Genomic DNA, 23,296 nt, shown 5'->3' on the forward strand with positions numbered 1-23,296 from the left:
CCATTCGTACATTTGTTCCTATTATATGCCATATCCGGCAGAATTTCAATGGTGGAGGAGATTTACAATATAATCGGATATAGTATTACTGGAAACCAAAATACCCCTTGCTTTTCACATGTTAAAGTGTTAATATAAAAAAATATGATAGATAATGTATAATCTAAAAGGAGTAAGGATTATGGGTAAAAAAATCAGAACAGAAGAGGTTGATCATCTTTTTGAGGCGATACTCTGTTTGAAAAATAAAGAAGAGTGTTATACATTTTTTGAAGATGTATGCACTATTAATGAACTTCTTTCTCTTTCACAGCGTTTTGAGGTGGCAAAGATGCTGACAGACAAGCGTACTTATCTGGATATTTCCGAGAAGACCGGAGCCTCCACAGCGACGATCAGCCGTGTAAACCGTTCACTGAATTATGGAAATGACGGGTACGAAATGGTATTTGCCAGAATGAAAGAAAAAGAGACATCAAAGAACGACTGAAAATAAAAGAACATATAATAAAACCAGCGGAAAGCCGATAACCGGAATCGCTGGTTTTTTATTGCCCGGAAAACAGGCAGATAGTTTATTCTGCTGTTGTCTGAGATGTCATGAAATCATAAACTGTTTTTGATATTCCGATAATTGTCTGCTGGGCATTTCCGCTGCTGGCGATATTGTTTGACAGGACACAGAGAACATATGGATGGTTCTGATCAAAAACAATGGCAATATCGTTTTCTACAGTGCCGAGAACTGCATCGGCAAGCTCGCCGGTTTTATTCGCAGATTCAACACCAGATGGAAGACCTGACGGGATCTTGTTTTTGCGTGTCTGCTGTTTCAGAAGATTCAGCATATCAGAAGAAGCATTTTCATTTACAAGTGTTCCGTTATAAATGTCAGAAAGAATCCGGCAGCAGTCAGAAGCACTGACATAATTATCATCTGTCGGGTTCTGTGCAAGAAATTCACGTCCAAGGTGAGTGGAAGTGTATCCATGCTGCTGGCAGAAACTGTTTACAACAGATGCACCTGCGTTGAAATCTCCGTTTCCAAGTCTGCGGACCAGTTCATTGGAAGCATCGTTATCACTGACTGTGATCATCGAGGTCAGCAGTGACTGAAGAGAATTCTGATATTCGGCAGAAGGAGAATCACTTCCGTCGGGATATACAAGATTTTCGTAAACAGCTCCCATGATAAATGCTTTGATAACACTTGCTGATTTCATAGTCTGATCTGCGTTGATGGTACTGTAATCACGGGTTTTCAGATCCATGGCCGCAACTGCCCATTTTTCGCCGCTGTTTTCAAGGGCGTTGACATAATTGGAACGGAGTGTATCGGTGAGTTGTGAAAGGTGTTCTCCCTCAGCAGCAGACTGTGGTTCAATGGTACTGAAATATTCATCAATCCCGTCTGCGATACCACGTGCCATAACTTCATGATTGGCAGTATTTGTGATATAGAGATCATCATTCTGATTGCTCATAAATCCCATTTCAATAACGGCAACGGGAACTGTACTCCAGTTTGTTCCGGTCAGGTTATCAGCAGAGATGACACCTTTGTTTCCAAGTCCGGTGGCAGTACAGTAATTGTCGATAATGCAGGACGCAAGAGTCTGGCTTCTCTGAATGAGTTCCGCATTAAGATACTGGTTGGAATCAGTCGGCGCCATGGTCAGAGCACCGGAAGCTGAAGAATCATTATCGCTGTTGGAATGGACACGGACTGTAATGTCGGCATTTGCTTCTGTGGCAAACTCAGCACGTTCTTTGTTGCTGATGGCCTTGTCATTGTCCTCGCGTGTCATGACAACTTTGTAGCCTCTTTTGGTCAGTTCTTTTTCGAGTACCTGTGAAACCTGAAGATTGACTTCATACTCGGGAACTTTGGAAAAGTTTCCTGTGGTACCGGTGGTTGCTTTATTCTTGGTCTGGGAAGAGCCGGGAGCCATGGGTTCCTGGGCACTCATATCTACCCAGCTGCCCTGATGTCCGGGATCAATGCAGACTGTAAAAGTTGTATCTTTGGAAGCCGGAGAGGCAGCCGTGTTTGCAGCAGACCAGTCCACACCTGAAGAAAAAACAGAAGCATCGTCAGAACTTTCATCAGTGCTGTCTGAATCGCTGTCAGCAGATGCTGTACTGCTCTGGGAACCGGGAGGTTTCAGCATTCCTTCTTCCTGGGTCTCAGCAGTATCTGCCTGAGCAGCCAAAACTGTAGCAGGAAAAGCCAGAATGAGACTTCCGACAAGTAATAAACGTAAAATTTTATTCATTTGAATTCCTCCTGAATGGTTATTCAAAATTACAAATATAGACAGCTAATATGATAAGCTATAATTAAATATTTTACAAGCAGTGCTTTTGGTAAAAAATATACATCAGAGGTATAAATAGTGCAGCTGTTCACAGTGGAAACGGAAACTGTAATTATGCATAATTTTTTGACATGTTGCGACGAATAATTGTGAAAAATGATTGCAAAAAATGCAGCATAAATTTATAATGGTATCAGTAACGAACCATCAAAAGGAGGTCAACGCTATGAGAAAAAGAGAAAAATCAACATTTCTGAAATGGGCAGTGCTGTTTGTTCTTGCATTTGTACTTTCTGTTCCGGGAATGACAGAAATCAGTTTTGCGGCTGCAAATAACTACACAGTCACTGTTGCCAGCGGATATCTTGCCCTGCGTAATGCGAAGGCTTATAATGATGCGAATGAGATCGGACAGCTTTATACAGGTGATACGGTTGAAGTGACAGATGCCAGTGATTCCACATACTGGACAGTGTATTCGGCGAAGCTTGGCAAGTCAGGTTATGTAAACAGTGCATATCTGACTAATGGAGCTGATACAAGAACAGTCAGCGTGAACAGCGGTTATCTTGCACTCAGAAATGCAAAAGCCTTTGATTCCAAAAATGAAGTAGGGAAACTTTATACCGGAGATATCGTATATGTTGCGAACCGGGAAGACGCTACTTACTGGCTGGTATATGCGCCGGGTCTTGGCAAGGGCGGTTTTGTAAATAAGGATTATCTCAGCGGAAATACAAGTGATGTACGTACAGTCAGCGTAAGCAGTGGATATCTTGCCCTGCGTAATGCAAAGGCTTATGACAGCCGTAATGAAATCGGTAAGCTCTATACAGGAGATACGGTTACCGTACTTGACAGCAGTGATTCCACATACTGGTTTGTATATTCTCCGAAATACGGAATGAATGGATATGTAAACAAAGATTATCTTTCAGGCGGAACAGCAACTGTCAGCCGTACAGTAAAAGTATCCAGCGGATATCTTGCCCTGCGCAGTGCGAAGGCATATGATTCCAGCAACGAGATCGGAGAGCTTTATACTGGTGATGTTGTTACTGTTCAGGACAGCAGCGATTCCACATACTGGTTTGTATATTCTGCGAAACTTGGAAAGAGCGGATATGTAAACTGTAAGTATCTGTATTAAAAATATAAAGAACCGGGTGATGAACTGCCCGGTTCTTTTTTTGCCAAAGTATGCAAGAGAAGCTGCCAGTGACAGGTTCTCTGTATGGAAATATTTACCTTTTGTGTTTGTTGTCAGGAGAATCCTCACGGAGTTTGTCGATCATCTGTTCAATGATCATTTTTTTTACATATACATCGAAACTCAGAATACAGATAAAAGAAAAAAGTTTCAGAAAATCCTGATCCTCTTCAGGAGCATCGGTGAAAGTATTCTGTGATATCTGATATCTTTCAAGAAGTTCTTTTTTCAGAGATTCGATCTGTCCTTTTTCCATGCTGAATACTTCATTATAAATGTCTGTCAGATCCAGATCTTTCTGAGATTTAAAATATTTGTCTGCGATAGGTCCGAGCAGAGTCTGAATATCGTTGATGGACAGGATATTTTTGAAATAGTAAATGAAGATCAGCATAAGAAGATGTTCTCTCGAATAACGTTTCTTTTCCGGGGAGGGAAGAAGATTATTCTTTGCGTAATTGTTGATCATTGTCTTGGTAAGAATCTTGTCATCAGTATAACGCTTGGAGTGAGCAAGCTGTTCCTCCATGAATGTGGTGACCTGATCCATATATAAATTAATATTCGGGATATCTTCCGGCTTAATGTATCCCATGCCGGAAATCTGGTCCAGAATATCCTGCATCAGTTTGTCTGTGTTGATGGACATGTTTCCTCCTTTTCCAGGATTTTTGGTGTGTATGTAAAATGTTATCATCGGAACCCTGGATTTTTACATTTATATCTCGCTCTTTATTATATAGTTTTAAATACTACTTGTAAATGTTTTTCTAAACCTTTTTTGTTATTTGCAGTGAAAGGGTTACTGTTCACTCCGTTCACAGCAACTTGGTCAAAATCCATTCCAAATCACCTTCGGTGATGGGATTTGGCCCCGTATGTCTCGGGATTTTGCCATATTCATGGCAAAACACCTCGCGGGACATTGCCTGTGAACAGTAACGTGAAAGGAACGAAGTATCCTGGCGGGGCACTGATGAATGGAGGGCTGAAGCTGGAAGAGGCCCATGAAAAATATCAGAGTTGGAATTATCATATTGTGATGGTGTAAATCACTGGCAGGAAAATTGATTGGCTGATTGACGATTCTGAATTATAAGAGAGAGAAATCGAGAAGATGCAGACAGGCTTCGAAAACGGGTATTACTAAGGTATTTATATTTCTGTTAAAAACATAGAGTTCATTTCACCAACTCGCTTCGCTCAAACAGAGTGAATGAACTCTATAACACAGAAATAACATACCTAAGAAATACCATCGTTTCCTGCAGAGTGTCTGCACTTCTTCGATTTCTTCTCTTATCTTCAGAAGCTGTATAAGACGAGCGTTCAACATTATCCTGCCAGGTGTTTGCTTTTTGTTAGCGGCGTGGAGGGTTGTGTCGGGGTGGAAGATATCTGAAAAGTGAGCAGAAGTTCTTATATGTCAGGAAATCTGCGTTACAGAAAAAATCCGATTGTCTGAGCGTAAGCGAGTTTGAGGATTTTTCCTGTGGTTTTAGCAGATGAGAGACATATTTAGAACTTCCTCACTTTGAAGCCGATCTTTCACAACGACACAACCTCACACGCCCCGTTGATATCCTTTTATCTGTGCTTATGAAATTTTCTTTCAAAATGAATTTGATTTTTTGTTTTTCTCAGCGAAACTACACGAATACCTTCTTTACCAGAACTCCTGTTTCGTGTATAATGGAACGTACACAACAATTGACCTTTATCTAAACGAGGAGAACATACATGAGCATATATGATACACTGAATCCACCACAGAAAGAGGCAGTCTTACATACAGACGGGCCTCTTCTTATTCTGGCAGGAGCAGGTTCCGGCAAGACAAGAGTACTGACGCACAGGATTGCATACCTGATATCAGAAAAAGGTATAAACCCATGGAATATACTGGCGATCACATTTACCAACAAAGCAGCGCAGGAAATGAGAGAACGAGTAGACAGGATCACAGGAACAGACGGTGGAAGCGTCTGGGTATCCACCTTTCATTCCACCTGTGTACGCATACTGAGACGTTATATAGACAGGCTCGGATACGATACAAACTTTACAATATATGATACTGACGATCAGAAAACTCTGATGAAAGAAGTATGCCGCAAATTAGATCTCGATACAAAGAAATACAAAGAACGTTCCCTTCTGGCACAGATATCCCATGCAAAAGACGAACTGATGACACCGGACGAAATGCTGATGAATGCAGGTGCTGACTTTAACCAGAAAAAAGTGGCCGAAGTTTACAGAGAATATCAGGCCTCACTTCGCAGGAATAATGCACTGGATTTTGATGATCTTATCGTAAAGACAGTAGAACTTTTTCAGAACTGCGGAGATGTGCTTGAGTATTACCAGGAACGGTTCCGCTATATTATGGTAGATGAATATCAGGATACCAATACTGCACAGTTCAAATTTGTCAGCCTTCTTGCCTCGCACTATGAAAACCTTTGTGTAGTAGGTGATGATGATCAGTCTATTTACAAATTCCGTGGTGCAAATATTGGAAATATTCTGGGGTTTGAAAGAGTTTTTCCTGATGCAAAGGTTATCCGTCTGGAGCAGAATTACCGTTCCACACAGAATATCCTGAATGCGGCCAACGGAGTGATCGCAAATAACACCGAACGAAAAGACAAAAAACTCTGGACCGAAAATCCGGAAGGTGAAAAAATACACTTCCGCCAGTTTATGAATGGATTTGAGGAAGCTGAATATGTAGTCGGTGATATTGCAAAAAAACGAAGAGAAAACACAGGGCATTACCGTGACTGTGCGATTCTTTACCGTACCAATGCCCAGTCCCGTCTCTTTGAAGAAAAATGCCTCCATGCAAATATTCCGTACAAAATTGTGGGAGGAGTAAACTTCTATGCAAGAAAAGAGGTAAAAGACCTCCTGTGCTATCTGAAAACAATAGATAATGCAGCGGATGATCTGGCAGTAAGAAGAATCCTGAATGTTCCGAAAAGAGGAATTGGGGCAACGACAGTTGGACGTGTTCAGGATTATGCAGATAATATGAACATCAGTTTCTATGATGCACTCCGCGTGGCAGAAGAAGTTCCTTCTATCGGAAGAAGCCTTTCGAAGATTGACGGATTTGTTACCTTTATACAGTCACTGAAAAGCAAGGCTCAGGCTTATACAGTAACAGAACTGCTGGAGGAGATCATCGATCTTACCGGTTACGTGGATGAGCTGAAAGCCGAAGATACAGAAGAATCAAGAGCAAGAATTGAGAATATTGATGAACTGATCTCGAAGACTGTATCTTATCAGGAGACAATGACTGCAGAGGGAAGAGAAGCCACACTGTCAGGCTTTCTCGAGGAAATTGCCCTGATCGCTGATATAGATACTGTAGATCCTGACCAGGATTATGTACTTCTCATGACATTGCACAGTGCAAAGGGACTTGAATTTCCGTATGTATATCTGGCAGGAATGGAAGATGGCATTTTCCCGAGCAGCATGTGCATTTTTTCCGGAGATTCTTCAGATATGGAAGAAGAACGAAGGCTGTGTTATGTGGGAATCACAAGAGCAATGAAAGAACTGACACTCACAAGTGCACAGCAAAGAATGGTAAGAGGTGAAACGCAGTACAACCGTGTATCCAGATTCGTACGGGAGATCCCCAGAGAACTGGTTGAACTTGGACATACGGTGCAGCAGCACAAACCGAAACTTGAAGACGTCGTTCCTGCAAAAAGCAGCTACATACAGATGAAGCAGAATTTCCATGCAAAGGTCTTCCAGCCGCAGAATTTCAAGGTGACAAAAGCGGATTCACTGGATTACGGAGTCGGAGATACTGTACGTCATGTGAAATTTGGCGTAGGTATTGTGAAGGATATCGTAGAAGGCGGAAGAGATTATGAAGTTACAGTGGATTTTGACAGGGCAGGCGTCAAAAAGATGTTTGCAGGTTTTGCAAAGCTGAAGAAAATCTGATGAAATCCTTAACAATTCTTAACGTTTGAGCTATATTATTGAATCACCGGAAATGGAATGGTATACTTTCAGTATCGGAAAATAATGGAGGCTATATAAAATGAAAAAAATACTAAAACTACTTACGAAAGTAATACCTCCATATGGGATTTTTCCTGTTATTTTTTCATTTGTTTTCAATTGTCTGGTATATTCAGGATCCAGAATGATTGCAGGAAACTGGTATCATTATAATATCGAGAGCAGTCTTGATCGAAAACTGCCATTTATTCCGCAGTTTCTGATTGTATATTTTGGATGTTATATTTTCTGGGCGCTGAATTATATTCTCATTGCCAGACAGGATAAAAAAAGTGTATATCAGTTTTTTACAGCAGATTTTTTGTCCAGGTGCGTATGTCTTGCGTTTTTTCTTCTGTTTCCGACGACCAATACAAGACCGGAGATTACTGGAAGTAGTCTGTGGAACCAGGCGGCGATGTGGCTTTATTCTGTAGATGCGGCAGATAATCTTTTCCCGTCTATTCACTGTCTTGTCAGCTGGTTCTGTTATATCGGTATCAGAGGAAGAAAAGAAATTCCGGTCTGGTATCAGAGAACATCTCTGGGAATTGCAGTACTGGTATTTATTTCCACATTGCTGACCAAACAGCATGTGTTGATAGACGTTGCAGGTGGCGTACTTCTGGGATCCGTCTGTTTTCAGATTGGAAAGAAAACCAGGCTGTACTGTATATATGCAAAAATCGGCGGACAGATTGAAAGTGTGATCCGTGGTCTGCTGAAAGGATAAAAAATGCAGAATAGGAAAAAAGTAATATTTAATGGTGTTTTTCTGGCAGTAGTGTTTGCGCTGACAGTTTATGGAGTGTTCCATGGAGAAGATTTATCTTCCATGCTGGAGGCAATTCAAAATGCCAGAAAACAGTGGCTGCTTCCCGGGATTGCACTGGTTGCTTTTTTTATCTGGGGTGAATCCATTATCATATGGTATATGATGAGGTCTTATGGAATTCATCTGCAAAAAAGAACCTGCTTCCTTTTTTCATCAGTAGGATTCTTTTTCAGCTGTATTACACCGTCAGCCAGTGGCGGTCAGCCAATGCAGATTTACTATATGAAAAAAGAAAAAATACCGATTCCTGTATCTACAGTTATACTTATGATCGTGACCATTACATACAAATTTGTACTTGTAGCGGTTGGAATAGGGATTGCAGTATTTGGACGCGGATTTCTTCACAGGTATCTGGAAGGAATACTTCCCATATTTTATCTTGGACTTGCATTGAATATTTTTTGTGTGACATTTATGACAATACTTGTTTTTCATCCGCTTCTGGCAAGAAACTTTATGGTAAAAGGACTTGCACTTCTGGAAAAGATACATCTTCTCCGCAGAAAAGAAGGAAGACTGAAAAAACTCGAAGATTCAATGGATGTTTATCATGATACAGCAGTTTATCTCAGAGAACATCCGAAAGTTATCATAAATGTTATAGGAATTACATTTGTACAGAGATTTGCTCTTTTTGCGGTAACCTGGTTTGTATACCGGGCTTTTTCCCTGAACGGAACGGGATTCTGGACAGTTGTATTTCTTCAGGCAGTTATTTCCATTTCCGTGGATATGCTTCCTCTGCCGGGAGGCATGGGCATCAGTGAGACATTGTTCCTGACTATTTTTGCCCCTGTTTTCGGAAGTCTTATTCTTCCGGGAATGGTTTTGAGCAGAGGTCTGGGATATTACGGAGAGCTTTTGATCAGCGCAGTTTTTACTGTGATAACACATCTGACCATAGGTCAGAAACAGGGAGAAACCAAGGAGAGAGTTAAATGATAGGATTTTATGATTATACAGTCGTTGTTACATATATCAGTCTTGTCTCATCAATTATGGGAATTTTCTGTGCTATAGAAGGCAGAGTACAGATAGCAGTATTTTGTCTTGCCTTTTCCGGATTATGCGACATGTTTGATGGAAAGATTGCCAGGACCAAAAAAAACCGTACCGAAGACGAAAAGTCATTTGGCATCCAAATAGATTCTCTCTGTGATATAGTCTGTTTTGGGATTTTTCCTGTTGTGCTGGCTTATAAACTTGGAATGAATCATTTTTACAGTGTTATTATTCTTGCATTTTACGGACTTGCGGGAGTGATCCGTCTGGCATATTTTAATGTAATGGAAACAAGAAGACAGAGTGAGACATCAGAAAACCGCAAATACTATCAGGGGCTGCCGATCACTTCCATGTCGGTCATCATGCCGCTTCTGTTTATTGCATCGCTGTTTCTTCCGGGATACAGATGGTTTATATGGTGCCTGCATATTGCAATGTTTCTTGTGGGACTGCTGTTTATTGTGGATTTCCGCTTCCGTAAACCGACAAATAAGGAACTTGTTGTTCTGGTAGCTGTTGTTTCGGCAGCAGTGCTGGTAGTCCTTTTTTACAAAGGCGGAGCATGGTGGAAATATCACCAGCTTGCAAAATTAAAAGTATTGAAAGGATGTGCGTGATGGGCTGTACTGCTGACAGAAATGGAAAGGTTGTCAGAAATGATTCCGGGCAGGATCGTTTTCTTGAGAAATTATATGGAAGCAGAACCGGACGCTTTTTACTGAAACCACTGGTAAGTCCGGTGGTTTCTGAAGTTATGGGGAAAGTTCTTGATTCAAGGGTGTCTGCTTTGGCTGTGGGACCGTTTATCAGGTCAAATGGAATTAATATGAAAGATTATCTGGGGGCACCGTACAGGTCTTATAATGATTTTTTTGTGCGCAGGATACGTCCGGGAGTTCGCAAAATTGAAAAAAATCCCGGAACATTTATCAGTCCATGTGACAGCAGACTCAGTGTGTACACAATTGACGGTGACTGCCGGGTAAAGATCAAACATACACCATATACGTTGAACAGCCTTCTCAGAAATCACAAACTTGCAAAGCGTTTTGAGGGTGGTTATCTCTGGGTATTCAGACTCTGCGTAGATGATTATCACAGATATATCTATGTGGATAATGGAATGGAATCCGGTCATGTGAAAATTCCGGGAGTTTTTCATACGGTAAACCCTGTGGCAAATGATGTATATCCAATTTATAAAGAAAATACAAGAGAATATTCACTTTTGCGTTCAGATAATTTCGGAACGCTGCTTCAGATGGAAGTCGGTGCACTGATGGTCGGAAAGATACAAAATCATTATGAGCATACGCAGGTCAGCAGAGGATTTGAGAAGGGAAATTTTGCATTTGGAGGTTCAACGATCATACTGATTTCTCAGAAAAATCGTGTACAACCGGATGAAGATATTCTTTCAAATTCATTAAACGGAATCGAGACGAGAGTGCATCTTGGCGAAAAAATTGGTGTTCAGGCTTTATCCGGTATGAAGAATAACTTTATGTAGATATAAAATCATCTCGCAAAATTAAAAGAAGATATGGTAAAATTATATAGATAGTGGTATACTAAAATCTATAATTGATATGAATGATTTTACCAGAAGTTGCCACAGATATGGAAGTGCCGTATCAGATGGGAATATCAGCTGGAAGAATGAGAGGATGGTGCGCACAATGAATTTGAATAATCTGAATATGAATGCAAAAATCGAAGAATTGATGGCAGCATTAAAGAAAAAAGAAGACGAAAAAGAAAAAAATACAGTTCTCTGGGTACTGGCAGTTATTGGTGCTGTTGCAGCAGTAGCAGGTATTGCATTTGCAGTATACCGTTTCTTTGCTCCGGATTATCTGGAAGACTTCGAAGAAGACTTCGATGATGATTTTGATGATTATTTCGAGGATGAAGAAGAATAAAATAAATAAAATGAGGCAGCTCTGGCATATTACCGGAGCTGTTTTTGAATTATAAAGGAATCTGAAGGATGGAACTGTAGCAGGAGAAAATTATGAAAAAAGGTGAAGTATACGAGGGAATCATAGAAAAAGTGGAGTTCCCGAATAAAGGATATGTAATAGTTGATGATCAGAAGGTACTGGTTAAAAATGGTATTCCGGGACAGAAAGTACGTTTCATGATCCAGAAGAAACGGTCAGGCAGAGCGCAGGGTCGGATTATGGAAATTCTCGAGAAATCAGAGCAGGAGACAAGAGAACCTGTATGCACTAATTTCCCGGCATGTGGTGGCTGTATGTATCAGACTATGTCCTACGAAAATCAGCTTGCAATGAAGGAACAGCAGATCAGGGAACTTCTGGAAGATGCTCTGGTGCAGGGCGGTCAGACCAGTGCAGATGGCAGTGCAGACTTCAAATGGGAGGGAATCAGACGAAGCCCTGAAGAATTTGGATACCGCAATAAAATGGAATTTTCTTTTGGAGATGAATACAAAGACGGACCGCTTTCCCTTGGCCTTCACAAAAAAGGCAGCACATACGACATACTGAATACAGATGACTGTAAACTTGTCCATAAGGATATGACGGACATTCTTATATGTGTGAGAGATTATTTCAGAGAAAAAGGAGCTTCTTATTACAGAAAACTGCAGCATACAGGGTACCTGAGACACTTGATGATACGAAGAGGTGTGACGAGCGGAGAAATCCTTGTACACCTTGTGACAACAAGCCAGGAAGAGTATGATCTGGAACCGCTGAAAAACCTTCTTCTGGAACTGCCGCTTGTTGGAAAAATCGTCGGAATCATGCATATTATCAACGATTCACTTTCTGATGTGGTTCAGAGTGATGAGACCAGAATCCTTTACGGAAACGATTATTTCTATGAAACATTGCTTGGGCTGAAGTTCAGGATCAGCACATTTTCTTTTTTTCAGCCGAATTCACTTGCTGCTGAAGTATTGTATTCAGTAGTCCGTGATTATATTCAGGATACCAGTGGTATGGAGGTTTTTGACCTGTACAGTGGAACCGGAACGATATCACAGCTTCTTGCCCCTGTTGCAAAAGAAGTAATCGGTGTGGAGATCATAGAAGATGCAGTAAAAGCTGCCAGGGAAAATGCAAAGTTAAACGGACTTAATAACTGTAGATTTATTGCGGGAGATGTGCTGAAAGTTCTGGATGACCTGGAAGAAAAACCGGATGTAATAGTATTGGATCCGCCGAGAGATGGAATCCATCCGAAAGCTCTGCCGAAGATCCTTTCCTATGGAGTAAACCGCATTGTGTATGTGTCATGTAAGGCAACCAGCCTTGCACGCGACCTGGAAACATTTCTTCAGGCAGGTTACCGCCTGGAAAAAGCCTGCTGCGTAGACCAGTTCTGCCAGACCGTCTGGGTTGAGACTGTGTGCCTCCTGAGCAAACGAAAACCAGATACCACGGTAAAACTCAGCGAGGATATGGATGATTACTATCGTATCATAAATGGTAAAGATGGGGAATGATGATTTCGCTATAGTGACTCGTTCACGTTGATAATATATCTGATTTTGGAGGGAAATTAATTTATGGATAAAGAAAAAGCAGATATGATTATTTATACGACAGAGGATGGTCTGACGAAAGTTGAAACTACTTTTGATGGTGATACAGTCTGGTTGTCTATTGATCAGATGGCCGAATTGTTTCAGAGAGATAAATCAACCATTTCCAGACATATAAAAAATATATTTACAGAAGGTGAATTACAGCGGGATTCAGTTGTTGCAAAATTTGCAACAACTGCTTCTGATGGAAAAGTTTACAATGTAGATTATTACAATCTTGATGTTATTATTTCTGTTGGCTATCGTGTAAAATCAAAACGAGGAACACAGTTCAGAATCTGGGCAACTGGGATTTTAAAAGAATACATGAGAAAAGGTTTTGCTTTAGATGACGATCGTTTGAAAAATCTGGGTGGCGGTGGATATTTCAAGGAATTGTTGGAGAGAATACGTGATATTCGTGCATCCGAGAAAGTGTTTTATCGTCAGGTTCTGGAAATTTATGCAACGAGCATAGATTACGATCCGAAAGCGGAAATATCCATTGTATTTTTCAAAAAAGTGCAAAATAAAATTCACTATGCAATTCATGGACAAACCGCAGCAGAAGTAATCTATAACAGAGCAGATGCAGAAAAAGAATTTATGGGACTTACTACTTTTAAAGGAAATCAACCAACATTAAAAGAAGCTGTAGTTGCAAAGAATTATTTATCTGAAAAAGAATTACGTGCAATGGGACAGCTGGTATCGGGATATCTTGATTTTGCAGAACGTCAGGCAGAACGAGAACAGGCTATGACAATGAGGGACTGGGCAGGGCATCTGGATCGGATTCTAACAATGAGCGGTGAACAGCTTTTGCAGGGGAATGGAAGTATATCACACAAACAGGCTATTGATAAAGCAACGGATGAGTATAAAAAATACAAAGCACGAACACTCAGCACAGTGGAAGAAGATTACCTGAATTCAATAAAAATGTTGGAGAAGAAAACAGATAATAAACAGTGATTTTGCCTGCAGGTTCTGATAAGTACCTGCAGGTTTTCTGTATAAGAAATAAAAGAAAATAAAGGAAACCTATTGACATATATAACACGAGTGTTATAATACAAACAAACATATGAATGAATGTTCATATGAAAACAACTTGAAGTTAAAATATGCAAAAAGGAGAATACCACCATGAAAAAATCCTACAAAATCGAAGTTGACTGTGCAAACTGCGCAAACAAAATGGAAGAAGCTGCAAAGAATACAGCAGGTGTAAAAGATGCAACTGTAAATTTCATGATGCTTAAGATGAATGTAGAATTTGAAGAAGGACAGAACCCGAAAGAAGTTATGAAAGAGGTTCTTAAGAACTGTAAGAAAGTAGAAGATGACTGCGAAATCTATTTATAAGCAGTGCCTGAAGAGAGTATTCTGTCTGTGATAAATGGCAGAATACTCTTTGAATGCCAAAGTATGCAAGAGAAGCTACCAGTGGCAGGGTTCTCTGTATATGCGGAGCAGATGGAGGAAAAGACTATGAATAAGAAGCAGAAAAAAATGCTGACAAGGATTATTGTGGCTACAGTATTGCTGGTTGCGCTGCATTTTATTCCTGTGACAGGAATTCCGGAATTTATCTGCTACCTGGCAGTTTATCTGGAAATTGGATATGATATTATCAAAAAAGCTTTCAAAGGCATTAAAAATGGACAGGTATTTGATGAAAATTTTCTGATGGCAATTGCCACTGTCGGTGCTTTCAGTCTGGCTGTTTATGAAAAAAGCAGTGACTATAATGAGGCTATCGCAGTTATGCTGTTTTATCAGATCGGTGAACTTTTCCAGAGTTATGCAGTGGGAAAAAGCCGTCGTAACATCAGTGAACTGATGGATATCCGTCCGGATTATGCGAATATTGAAAAAGATGGGAAACTGGAAAAAGTAGATCCTGACGAAGTTGAAATTGGATCTGTTATTGTTGTACAGCCTGGTGAAAAAGTCCCGATTGACGGTATTATTGTTGAAGGAAATACAACGCTGAATACAAGTGCGCTGACAGGAGAAAGCCTTCCGAGAAATGCAAAAACAGGAGATGAGATCATAAGTGGCTGCATAAACATGACAGGGGTACTGAAGATACAGACAACGAAGGAATTCGGAGAATCAACAGTATCAAAAATCCTGGAACTGGTGGAAAATTCAAGTTCACGCAAATCCAGATCAGAGAATTTTATTTCCAAATTTGCCCGCTATTATACACCGGCTGTATGCTATGGAGCACTGGCACTGGCAATTCTTCCTCCTCTGATAAATATGCTTATTCTTCATAATCCGGCAATGTGGGGCCAGTGGATTTACAGAGCTCTTACGTTCCTTGTTATCAGCTGTCCGTGTGCTCTTGTTATCAGTATTCCGCTGAGTTTTTTTGCAGGAATCGGCGGAGCCAGCAATGCAGGTGTCCTGGTAAAGGGCTCCAACTATCTGGAGACACTTTCTCGGACAAAATATGTTGTATTTGACAAAACAGGAACGCTGACAAAAGGTGTGTTTGAGGTAAGTGGTGTTCATCACAATTCATTAGAAGAAGAAAAAATTCTTGAATATGCGGCTCTTGCAGAGAGCTTTTCCACACATCCTATCAGCAGAAGTCTGAAGGCAGCCTATGGAAAAGAAATTGAACAGAAGCGTGTAACAGATGTGGAAGAAATCAGTGGAAACGGTGTTATGGCAAAAGTAGATGGCATTTCTGTTGCAGTTGGAAATGCAAAGCTGATGAAACGTATCGGTGTGGAAGCTGTAGAGTGCCATCATGTGGGAACTGTTATCCATGTAGCTGTTAATGGTGCATACGCAGGTCATATTCTGATCTCGGATGTGGAAAAACCAACTTCAAAAGAAGCAATCCGTAACCTGAAAAAGATCGGCATCAGAGAAACAGTCATGCTTACAGGTGATATTGATAAAGTTGCATATCAGGTGGCTGGAAATCTTGGCATTGATAAAGTTTACAGCGAACTGCTTCCGGCAGACAAAGTAACAAAGGTAGAAGAATTGCTGGACAGAAAATCTGAAAAAGAAAAACTTGCATTCGTAGGTGATGGTATCAATGATGCACCTGTGCTTTCCAGAGCGGATATAGGAATTGCCATGGGAGCACTCGGATCAGATGCGGCAATTGAGGCAGCGGATGTTGTACTGATGGATGATGATCCGATGAAAATCGTCAAAGCTATAAAGATTGCAAAGAAATGTATGCGTATTGTATATGAAAATATTTATTTTGCCATTGGAATCAAGTTGATCTGCCTGATCCTTGGTGCTGTCGGTATTGCAAATATGTGGGTGGCAATTTTTGCAGATGTAGGTGTTATGGTAATTGCCGTATTGAATGCGATCCGTACGTTATTTGTAAAGAATTTGTAACTATTCAGAAGGTAGTATCCCGCGAAGCGTTTTGGTATGTTTTTTGCCAAAATCCCGAGACATACAAGGCAATATACAGAAAGAGAGACAGATATGACAGATGAGAGAGAAGAAATAAGCTGCGAATGCCAGGAAATACATGAGGATCTCCTGAAGATAGTCAATGAAACAATGCCTGATGAAGAGGAATTATATGATCTGGCTGATCTTTTCAAGGTTTTTGCGGATTCTACCCGTATCCGTATCCTGTTTGTACTTTTTGAATCAGAGGTATGTGTATGTGATCTGGCAAAAGTCCTGAACATGACTCAGTCAGCCGTATCACATCAGCTCAGAATCCTGAAACAGAACAAACTGGTCAAAAACAGAAGAGAAGGAAAATCAATTTTTTATTCCCTGGCTGATGATCATGTAAGAACCATTATTTCTATGGGAAGAGAGCATATTTTAGAGTAACTGGTGAGTATTTGCATGTAATATGCCTGTGGCGGAGAGTAGAATATGGACTATTTATCAAATAATGTGGCAGTGAATCTGAAAAGAACCAGACAGGCAAGAGGAATGAGCCTTGATCAGGTATCAGAACAGACCGGCGTCAGTAAGAGTATGCTTGCACAGATTGAAAGAGGAACAGCAAATCCATCTCTGGGAGTACTGGGAAAAATCACCAGCGGACTACGTATAGAGTTTCAGGAACTGATCCAGCCGCCAAGAGTGGACTGCTGTCTTGTAACTCCGGAAGACCTGGTTCCGACAAAAGAACAGACAGGGCAGTACAAAGTCTGGACATGTCTGCCTTATGAAGATACACGCCTGGTTGAAGTTTACAGAATAGAAGTTGAACCTGGTGCGACTTACATCAGTGGAAGCCATGGGGAAAAGACAAGGGAGTATCTGGTCGTTACAGACGGAGTTCTTACAATAGAATGCCATGGTCAGAAATATGATATACACAAAGATCAGGTTTTTAAATTTGAAACAGATCAGGGGCATATATACAGAAATATGGGAACGGAAAAGGCATGCTGTACCTGTTTCTTTCTGGACTACCATGGAAAATGACAATGGTGGCCGGAGGCTTCACAGAGATCCCTATGACTGCAGACAGGAGAAAAATAATGATAAAATCAGTAATCTTTGATCTGGATAATACTTTATATGATTATGACCGAAGTCATGTTTATGGGATGAAGGCACTGTCAGATTATTGTGGAAAAAATTTTCATATGTCGCCGGAAGAAACAGAACAGTGCTACAGAAAAGCAAACAGGATTGTAATCGACCGTATCGGAACGGATACTGCCTCAATCCATAACAGGCTTATTCGGACTCAGTGTATGCTTGAACTTATTGACAGGCCACTGTTTCCTTACGCACTTGAAATGTATCATGCATACTGGGACGAATCAATCAGACAGACACTGCCTTCACCCGGAGTACTGGATTTCCTGAAAGAGCTGAAAAAAAGAAATATCCGAACAGGAATAGGAACAGATATGACTGCTTATATTCAGTACAAAAGAATTGAGCATATAGGTGCAGCACCGTATATAGACTTTGTTGTGACAAGTGAAGAAGCAGGGGTGGAAAAACCGCATTATCATTTATTTGAACTCTGTGCACAGAAAGCAGGGGTACGTCCGGAAGAATGCATCTTTATCGGAGACAACGTAAAGAAAGATATTGAAGGTGCGTGGGAAAGTGGAATGAAGGGGATCTGGTATACACAGGAAAAAGATCCTCCGGAGCACAGATACTTCCCTGTGTTACGTTCATTCAGAAATATAGATATGGATCAGTTTCTTGAATGATTGAAAAATAAAAAGTGCAATATAATGCACAAAATAGACTGAATAATCATAGGTGATAAGCTGAAAAGTCTTTTAAAAGTGGCAAAAATCTTTTTGATAAAAAGATGTTGACAAACAATACCCATAGTGATATTGTATACGTGTACAAAATAATATACAAAAATTAAGCAAAGGCGCTTACCGGTAACGGAAATCTGCTTTTGCTTTTTTTTTATGCAAAAGTATGCAAGAGAAGCCGCCAGTGGCAGGTTCTCTGTATTATCTTAAGGATGCGGGGAGGAATCAGCAATGAAATTAAAAGACACAGGATTAACTTTTCAGGACATCAAGGACAAAGTAAACAAATACATGATCGAGACTTATGAGAGGTTCGATTTTCTTGCTGAAACAGCAGAAGGCATGTATATCTACGATGAAAATGGTACACCATATCTTGATTTTTATGCAGGTATTGCCGTAAACAGTGCCGGAAACTGTAACCCGAAAGTAGTTGCAGCAGTAAAAGACCAGGTAGAAGACATCATGCATACTTTCAACTATCCATATACAATTCCGCAGGCTCTGCTTGCTGAAAAAGTCTGCGAGACAATCGGAATGGACAAGATTTTTTACCAGAACTCAGGTACAGAAGCAAACGAAGCCATGATCAAAATGGCACGTAAATATGGCATTGAAAAATACGGCCCGAACCGTTATCATATTGTAACTGCAAAAATGGGATTCCATGGAAGAACATTTGGAGCAATGTCAGCAACCGGCCAGCCGGCAAATGGATGCCAGGTTGGATTCGGACCTATGACATATGGTTTCTCTTATGCACCATACAATGACCTTCAGGCATTTAAAGATGCATGTACAGAAAATACGATCGCAATCATGGTAGAGCCTGTACAGGGCGAAGGCGGTGTACATCCTGCTACAATGGAATTCATGCAGGGACTCCGCAAATTCTGTGATGAAAACGATATGCTTCTCCTGATTGATGAGGTGCAGACAGGATGGTGCAGAACAGGTGCTGTAATGTCTTATATGAATTACGGAATCAAGCCGGATATCGTATCTATGGCAAAAGCACTTGGAGGTGGAATGCCGATCGGTGCAATCTGTGCAACTGCAGAAGTTGCAAAAGCATTTACAGCCGGATCACACGGAACCACATTTGGTGGACATCCTGTAAGCTGTGCAGCAGCACTTGCAGAAGTAAATGAACTGCTTGACAGAGACCTTGCAGGAAATGCAAAGAAGGTTGGCGATTATTTTGCAGAAAAACTTGCAAAACTCCCACATGTAAAAGAAGTAAGACATCAGGGACTCCTGGTTGGTGTGGAATTTGATGATACCATCAGCGGAGTTGAAGTAAAACATGGCTGTCTGGACAGAAAACTTCTGATCACAGCTATCGGTGCACATATTATACGTATGATTCCACCGCTTATCGTAACAGAAGAAGAATGTGACAAAGCAGTAGCTATCATTGAAGATACACTTAAATCCCTGGAAAAATAATAAACAGTTAAAAGAGTGCACAAAGAGGTGACAAGGGCGTCGCGGACTATAATAACAGTTCGCACGCCTTTTGTTTTTCCGATAAGTAAATGATGTGAGAGGAAATCGATATGAAACATCTGGTCATAACAATCGGCTGCGAATACGGAGCCAAAGGAAACGCCATAGGAAGAAAAATTGCACAAGACCTGGGAATCAAATTCTACAGCAGAGAACTTGTAGATGAGATTTTTGAAGAGGTTGGTATTCCCATGGAAATCATGGAAAAAGTAGAAGAAGGAGGCACTATTGCCGGAAAAGGTGCAGAAGGCGATGTCCGTGGATCATTCTCAAAATATGCGGATCTGACGGAACGTGCAATACATGTGCAGAAACAGATTGTAAGAAAGCTTGCCGAAAAAGAATCCTGTGTGATTATAGGACGTTCGGCAGATTATATATTGAAAAACTCCGAAAATCTGAATCTTCTGAGAGTATTTATTTATGCACCGGACGAAACAAGAATACATAACATTATGAAAAGTCACAGTCTTTCAGAAAAAGATGCGCAGATTTTGCTGAACGAAAAAGATAAAAGGTATCATGCAAGGCATCTGGCGCTGACAGGAAGCAATCGAGGTGACCGTCACAACAGGGATATACTGATGGACAGTTCTTATCTTGGAATAGACGGAACAGCGGAGTATCTGGAAGAACTTGTCAGAAGAAAATTCGGAAGTGAGGAGGAATGAGAGTATGGGACAGAAGAAATCAGAATTTGATAAAGTTTTCAGTGCGTGGGATATTCTTGTGATCGCATTTGGCGCCATGATCGGATGGGGCTGGGTTGTCTCCTCCGGAACATGGATTGATGCAGGTGGAGTTGTAGGTGCAGCGCTTGCTTTTGCAATTGGTGGTGTCATGATCTTTTTTGTAGGTCTTACCTATGCAGAACTTACAGCAGCGATGCCTCAGTGCGGCGGTGAACATGTATTCAGCTACAAAGCTATGGGACCGACAGGTTCTTTTATCTGTACCTGGGCAATTATTCTGGGGTATGTGGGAGTTACCTGTTTTGAAGCATGCGCATTCCCGACAATTATTACTTATCTGTGGCCGGAATTTCTGAAAGGTTATCTCTATACAGTTGCAGGATTTGAGATTTATGCTTCCTGGCTGATCGTTGCCATTATTGTAGCTTTTCTTATCATGATGATAAATATTATGGGTGCAAAAACAGCTGCTGTGCTCCAGACTGTTCTCACCTGTATTATCGGAGGCGCCGGTATACTTCTTATTGTTGCATCTGTTATAAACGGAAATGTGGACAACCTTCAGGGACAGATGTTTATCGGTGAAACAACAGGATCTATGGCTAAAAATGTTCTGAAGGTAGCTGTCATCACTCCCTTCTTCTTTATTGGTTTTGATGTTATCCCACAGGCAGCAGAGGAAATCAATGTACCGCTGAAAAAAATCGGTAAGATGATGATCCTGTCTGTTGTACTGGCAGTAGTGTTTTATTCATTTGTTATTCTTTCTGTTGGATATATACTGAATCCTGCTGAGATTGCACTTTCACAGAATACAACAGGGCTGGTAACAGCAGATGCCATGGCAAAAGCATTCGGAACATCAGTTATGGCGAAAGTTATCATTGTAGGTGGTATGTGCGGTATTATTACATCGTGGAACTCTTTTATGATCGGTGGTTCCCGTGCCCTGTATTCCATGGCTGAGTCTTATATGATCCCGAAAGTGTTTGCAAAACTTCATCCAAAGCACAAAACACCGGTAAATGCACTGATCCTTATTGGAATCCTTACAATGATAGCGCCTTTTGCAGGACGTGTCATGATGGTATGGATCTGTGATGCAGGAAACTTTGGATGCTGCCTGGCATATTGCATGGTTTCTGTTTCATTTCTGATTCTCCGCAAAAAAGAACCTGATATGCCAAGACCATATCGTGTGCCTGCATATAAATTTGTAGGAACTATGGCAGTAATCCTTTCCGGATTTATGGTACTGGTATATTGTATTCCTGGTTCAGGTGGAACACTGGTCATGCAGGAATGGTTGATGGTAGGTGGCTGGAGTCTCCTTGGAGTGACATTCTTTGCAGGATGTAAACTGAAATACAAAGAAAAATTCGGCAGTCTTATCGAGATTATTTCTGATGAAGATGCAGCATCTCTTATGCCGGAGGCTGATGATGAAGAACTTGATCTTGTCATTGACGCTGCAATTGACAGGGTACTCTCCAGAATGACTGCATAAATTAAAAGACATTATATATAGAAGAAAAGAGGCAAATTATGAATCCATTTGAATTTTTTATTCCACAGAATATTATAGTAGGAGCAGGGACAATGTCAAAACTACCGGAATGTGCAGAGAAGCTTGGCGGCTCGCATGCAATGCTGATTTCAGGTCCTACACTTCGCAAAATGGGAATTGTGGATAAAGCAGCTGATTATCTGAAAAAAGCAGGTGTTTCTGTGGATATCTTTACAGATGTTGAGGCAAATCCATCTGTGACAACTGTAGAAAAGGCAACCGAAGCGTTTAAAGGATCAGGGGCTGATTTTATTGTGGCACTGGGCGGCGGCTCACCGATGGATGTGGCAAAGGCAGTAGGTGTTACTGCAAAATTCGGCGGAAGCATTACAGAATATGAAGGCGCACATAAGGTACCGGGAAAAATCATTCCGCTGATCGCAATTCCGACAACAGCAGGCACCGGCTCTGAAGTGACAGCATTTTCTGTAATTACAGATCACAGCAGAGATTACAAACTGACTGTGTTCAGTTATGAACTGCTTCCTTCTTATGCAATCCTTGATCCGGAACTTCTGACTTCTGCACCGGCATCTGTTGCTGCAGCCTGCGGAATTGATGCCTTTATTCACGCAGAAGAAGCATATGTTTCAACTGCTGCATCACCATTTTCAGATGCAATGGCAGAAAAAGCTATGGAACTGATTGGCAGAAATATCAGACGTTTTGTTGCCAGAAGAACAGATCTGGAAGCGGCAGAAGCCATGATGACAGGTTCCCTTTTTGCAGGAATTGCCTTTTCCTTTGCCAGACTTGGTAATGTACATGCAATGAGCCATCCGGTCAGTGCATTTTTCAATGTTCCACATGGTGTTGCAAATGCAGTTCTTCTTCCTGTAATTGCAGAATATAATGCCCTTGCTGATCATGGAAGGTATCTGAAAATATTTAATTACATCAGTCCAGTAAAAGCTTATCAGGAAGAATTCGAGCCAATGATGATTGTTGACGCAATACAGGAACTGAATGAGGCAATCGGAATTCCGCAGGATCTTACGACAGCAATCCGACAGGCTGCAAGAGGCCGTGAAGTGACAGCTGAAGAAATTGAAAGCAAAATCGACGCAATGGCCGATGATGCCATGAAGAGTGGCAACATTGCAGTTAACCCGCGTTCTTCCAGAAAACAGGATATTATAGAACTTTATCGTAAAGCATTATAAAAATACATAATACGGATATGATTATAAAAGTTGCTGTGAACGGAGTGAACCAATGTCATTTACTTAAGGAAAATGTACTGTAAATAGTCTTGATAAATATTGGATGCTGGTATACTTAACGCTTTTTCAGACAGTCATAATGCGATATGTGCAA

At 40.9% G+C, this 23,296-nt stretch carries 21 protein-coding genes; 19 read left to right on the plus strand and 2 right to left on the minus strand.

Going from position 1 to position 23,296, the window contains the following annotated elements:
* The first annotated feature begins 181 nt into the window (after positions 1-181).
* Positions 182-490 (plus strand): YerC/YecD family TrpR-related protein, encoded by a 309-nt coding sequence (locus ACTNB8_RS05155; RefSeq protein ID WP_441052861.1) that lies wholly within the window; start codon positions 182-184, stop codon positions 488-490.
* Positions 491-575: 85 nt separating this feature from the next.
* Here ACTNB8_RS05155 and ACTNB8_RS05160 read toward each other — a convergent pair whose 3' ends face one another.
* The gene (locus tag ACTNB8_RS05160) at positions 576-2,276 is read right to left on the minus strand and encodes a serine hydrolase (protein ID WP_441052863.1); all 1,701 of its coding nucleotides are present in this window, start codon (positions 2,274-2,276) and stop codon (positions 576-578) included.
* Between the two features lie 268 nt (positions 2,277-2,544).
* Between ACTNB8_RS05160 and ACTNB8_RS05165 the strand changes: the two genes are divergently transcribed.
* Positions 2,545-3,468 (plus strand): hypothetical protein, encoded by a 924-nt coding sequence (locus ACTNB8_RS05165; RefSeq protein WP_441052864.1) that lies wholly within the window; start codon positions 2,545-2,547, stop codon positions 3,466-3,468.
* A gap of 94 nt (positions 3,469-3,562) precedes the next feature.
* Here the strand turns inward: ACTNB8_RS05165 and ACTNB8_RS05170 are convergent, their stop codons facing one another.
* Positions 3,563-4,177, minus strand: a complete 615-nt coding sequence (locus tag ACTNB8_RS05170) for a DUF1836 domain-containing protein (protein WP_441052866.1) — start codon at positions 4,175-4,177, stop codon at positions 3,563-3,565.
* Between the two features lie 1,091 nt (positions 4,178-5,268).
* Between ACTNB8_RS05170 and pcrA the strand changes: the two genes are divergently transcribed.
* The 17 genes from pcrA to ACTNB8_RS05255 all read left to right on the plus strand — a co-directional run bounded on the left by pcrA (position 5,269) and on the right by ACTNB8_RS05255 (position 23,142).
* Positions 5,269-7,500 carry a DNA helicase PcrA gene (gene pcrA, locus ACTNB8_RS05175; RefSeq protein ID WP_441052868.1) on the plus strand — a complete coding sequence of 744 codons (2,232 nt, stop codon included), beginning with the start codon at positions 5,269-5,271 and terminating at the stop codon, positions 7,498-7,500.
* Between the two features lie 100 nt (positions 7,501-7,600).
* Entirely contained in the window at positions 7,601-8,293 is a 693-nt protein-coding gene (locus ACTNB8_RS05180) for a phosphatase PAP2 family protein (RefSeq protein WP_441052869.1), read from the plus strand.
* A 3-nt stretch (positions 8,294-8,296) separates the two neighbouring features.
* Positions 8,297-9,340, plus strand: coding sequence for a lysylphosphatidylglycerol synthase transmembrane domain-containing protein (locus ACTNB8_RS05185; RefSeq protein ID WP_441052871.1), 1,044 nt, complete (start codon positions 8,297-8,299; stop codon positions 9,338-9,340).
* Positions 9,337-10,020 (plus strand): CDP-alcohol phosphatidyltransferase family protein, encoded by a 684-nt coding sequence (locus ACTNB8_RS05190; RefSeq protein WP_441052873.1) that lies wholly within the window; start codon positions 9,337-9,339, stop codon positions 10,018-10,020. Before ACTNB8_RS05185 ends, ACTNB8_RS05190 begins: the two co-directional genes overlap by 4 nt.
* On the plus strand, positions 10,020-10,913 hold the full coding sequence (locus ACTNB8_RS05195) for a phosphatidylserine decarboxylase (protein WP_441052874.1): 894 nt from the start codon (positions 10,020-10,022) through the stop codon (positions 10,911-10,913). Before ACTNB8_RS05190 ends, ACTNB8_RS05195 begins: the two co-directional genes overlap by 1 nt.
* A gap of 169 nt (positions 10,914-11,082) precedes the next feature.
* A complete protein-coding gene (locus ACTNB8_RS05200; protein ID WP_331470429.1) occupies positions 11,083-11,325 on the plus strand; it encodes a hypothetical protein in 243 nt (80 codons plus the stop codon).
* Between the two features lie 92 nt (positions 11,326-11,417).
* On the plus strand, positions 11,418-12,881 hold the full coding sequence (gene rlmD / locus ACTNB8_RS05205) for a 23S rRNA (uracil(1939)-C(5))-methyltransferase RlmD (RefSeq protein WP_441052876.1): 1,464 nt from the start codon (positions 11,418-11,420) through the stop codon (positions 12,879-12,881).
* 63 nt (positions 12,882-12,944) lie between these two features.
* Positions 12,945-13,937 (plus strand): virulence RhuM family protein, encoded by a 993-nt coding sequence (locus tag ACTNB8_RS05210; RefSeq protein WP_441052878.1) that lies wholly within the window; start codon positions 12,945-12,947, stop codon positions 13,935-13,937.
* Between the two features lie 174 nt (positions 13,938-14,111).
* Positions 14,112-14,330, plus strand: a complete 219-nt coding sequence (locus ACTNB8_RS05215; RefSeq protein WP_178416240.1) for a cation transporter — start codon at positions 14,112-14,114, stop codon at positions 14,328-14,330.
* 126 nt (positions 14,331-14,456) lie between these two features.
* Positions 14,457-16,343 (plus strand): heavy metal translocating P-type ATPase, encoded by a 1,887-nt coding sequence (locus ACTNB8_RS05220; protein ID WP_441052880.1) that lies wholly within the window; start codon positions 14,457-14,459, stop codon positions 16,341-16,343.
* 93 nt (positions 16,344-16,436) lie between these two features.
* Positions 16,437-16,799 carry an ArsR/SmtB family transcription factor gene (locus ACTNB8_RS05225; RefSeq protein WP_296154968.1) on the plus strand — a complete coding sequence of 121 codons (363 nt, stop codon included), beginning with the start codon at positions 16,437-16,439 and terminating at the stop codon, positions 16,797-16,799.
* Positions 16,800-16,844: 45 nt separating this feature from the next.
* Positions 16,845-17,405 (plus strand): helix-turn-helix domain-containing protein, encoded by a 561-nt coding sequence (locus ACTNB8_RS05230; RefSeq protein WP_441052882.1) that lies wholly within the window; start codon positions 16,845-16,847, stop codon positions 17,403-17,405.
* Positions 17,406-17,461: 56 nt separating this feature from the next.
* A complete protein-coding gene (locus tag ACTNB8_RS05235; RefSeq protein WP_441052883.1) occupies positions 17,462-18,154 on the plus strand; it encodes an HAD family hydrolase in 693 nt (230 codons plus the stop codon).
* A 288-nt stretch (positions 18,155-18,442) separates the two neighbouring features.
* Positions 18,443-19,660 (plus strand): aspartate aminotransferase family protein, encoded by a 1,218-nt coding sequence (locus ACTNB8_RS05240; RefSeq protein WP_296154972.1) that lies wholly within the window; start codon positions 18,443-18,445, stop codon positions 19,658-19,660.
* Between the two features lie 110 nt (positions 19,661-19,770).
* Complete coding sequence (locus ACTNB8_RS05245) at positions 19,771-20,391, plus strand: cytidylate kinase-like family protein (protein WP_441052885.1); 621 nt, start codon at positions 19,771-19,773, stop codon at positions 20,389-20,391.
* Between the two features lie 4 nt (positions 20,392-20,395).
* Positions 20,396-21,919 carry an APC family permease gene (locus ACTNB8_RS05250; RefSeq protein ID WP_441052887.1) on the plus strand — a complete coding sequence of 508 codons (1,524 nt, stop codon included), beginning with the start codon at positions 20,396-20,398 and terminating at the stop codon, positions 21,917-21,919.
* Between the two features lie 38 nt (positions 21,920-21,957).
* Positions 21,958-23,142, plus strand: a complete 1,185-nt coding sequence (locus ACTNB8_RS05255) for an iron-containing alcohol dehydrogenase (protein WP_441052889.1) — start codon at positions 21,958-21,960, stop codon at positions 23,140-23,142.
* Positions 23,143-23,296: the final 154 nt, after the last annotated feature.

The organism is Blautia sp. HCP28S3_G10, from assembly GCF_052065235.1.
Classification (GTDB): Bacteria; Bacillota; Clostridia; order Lachnospirales; family Lachnospiraceae; genus Blautia_A.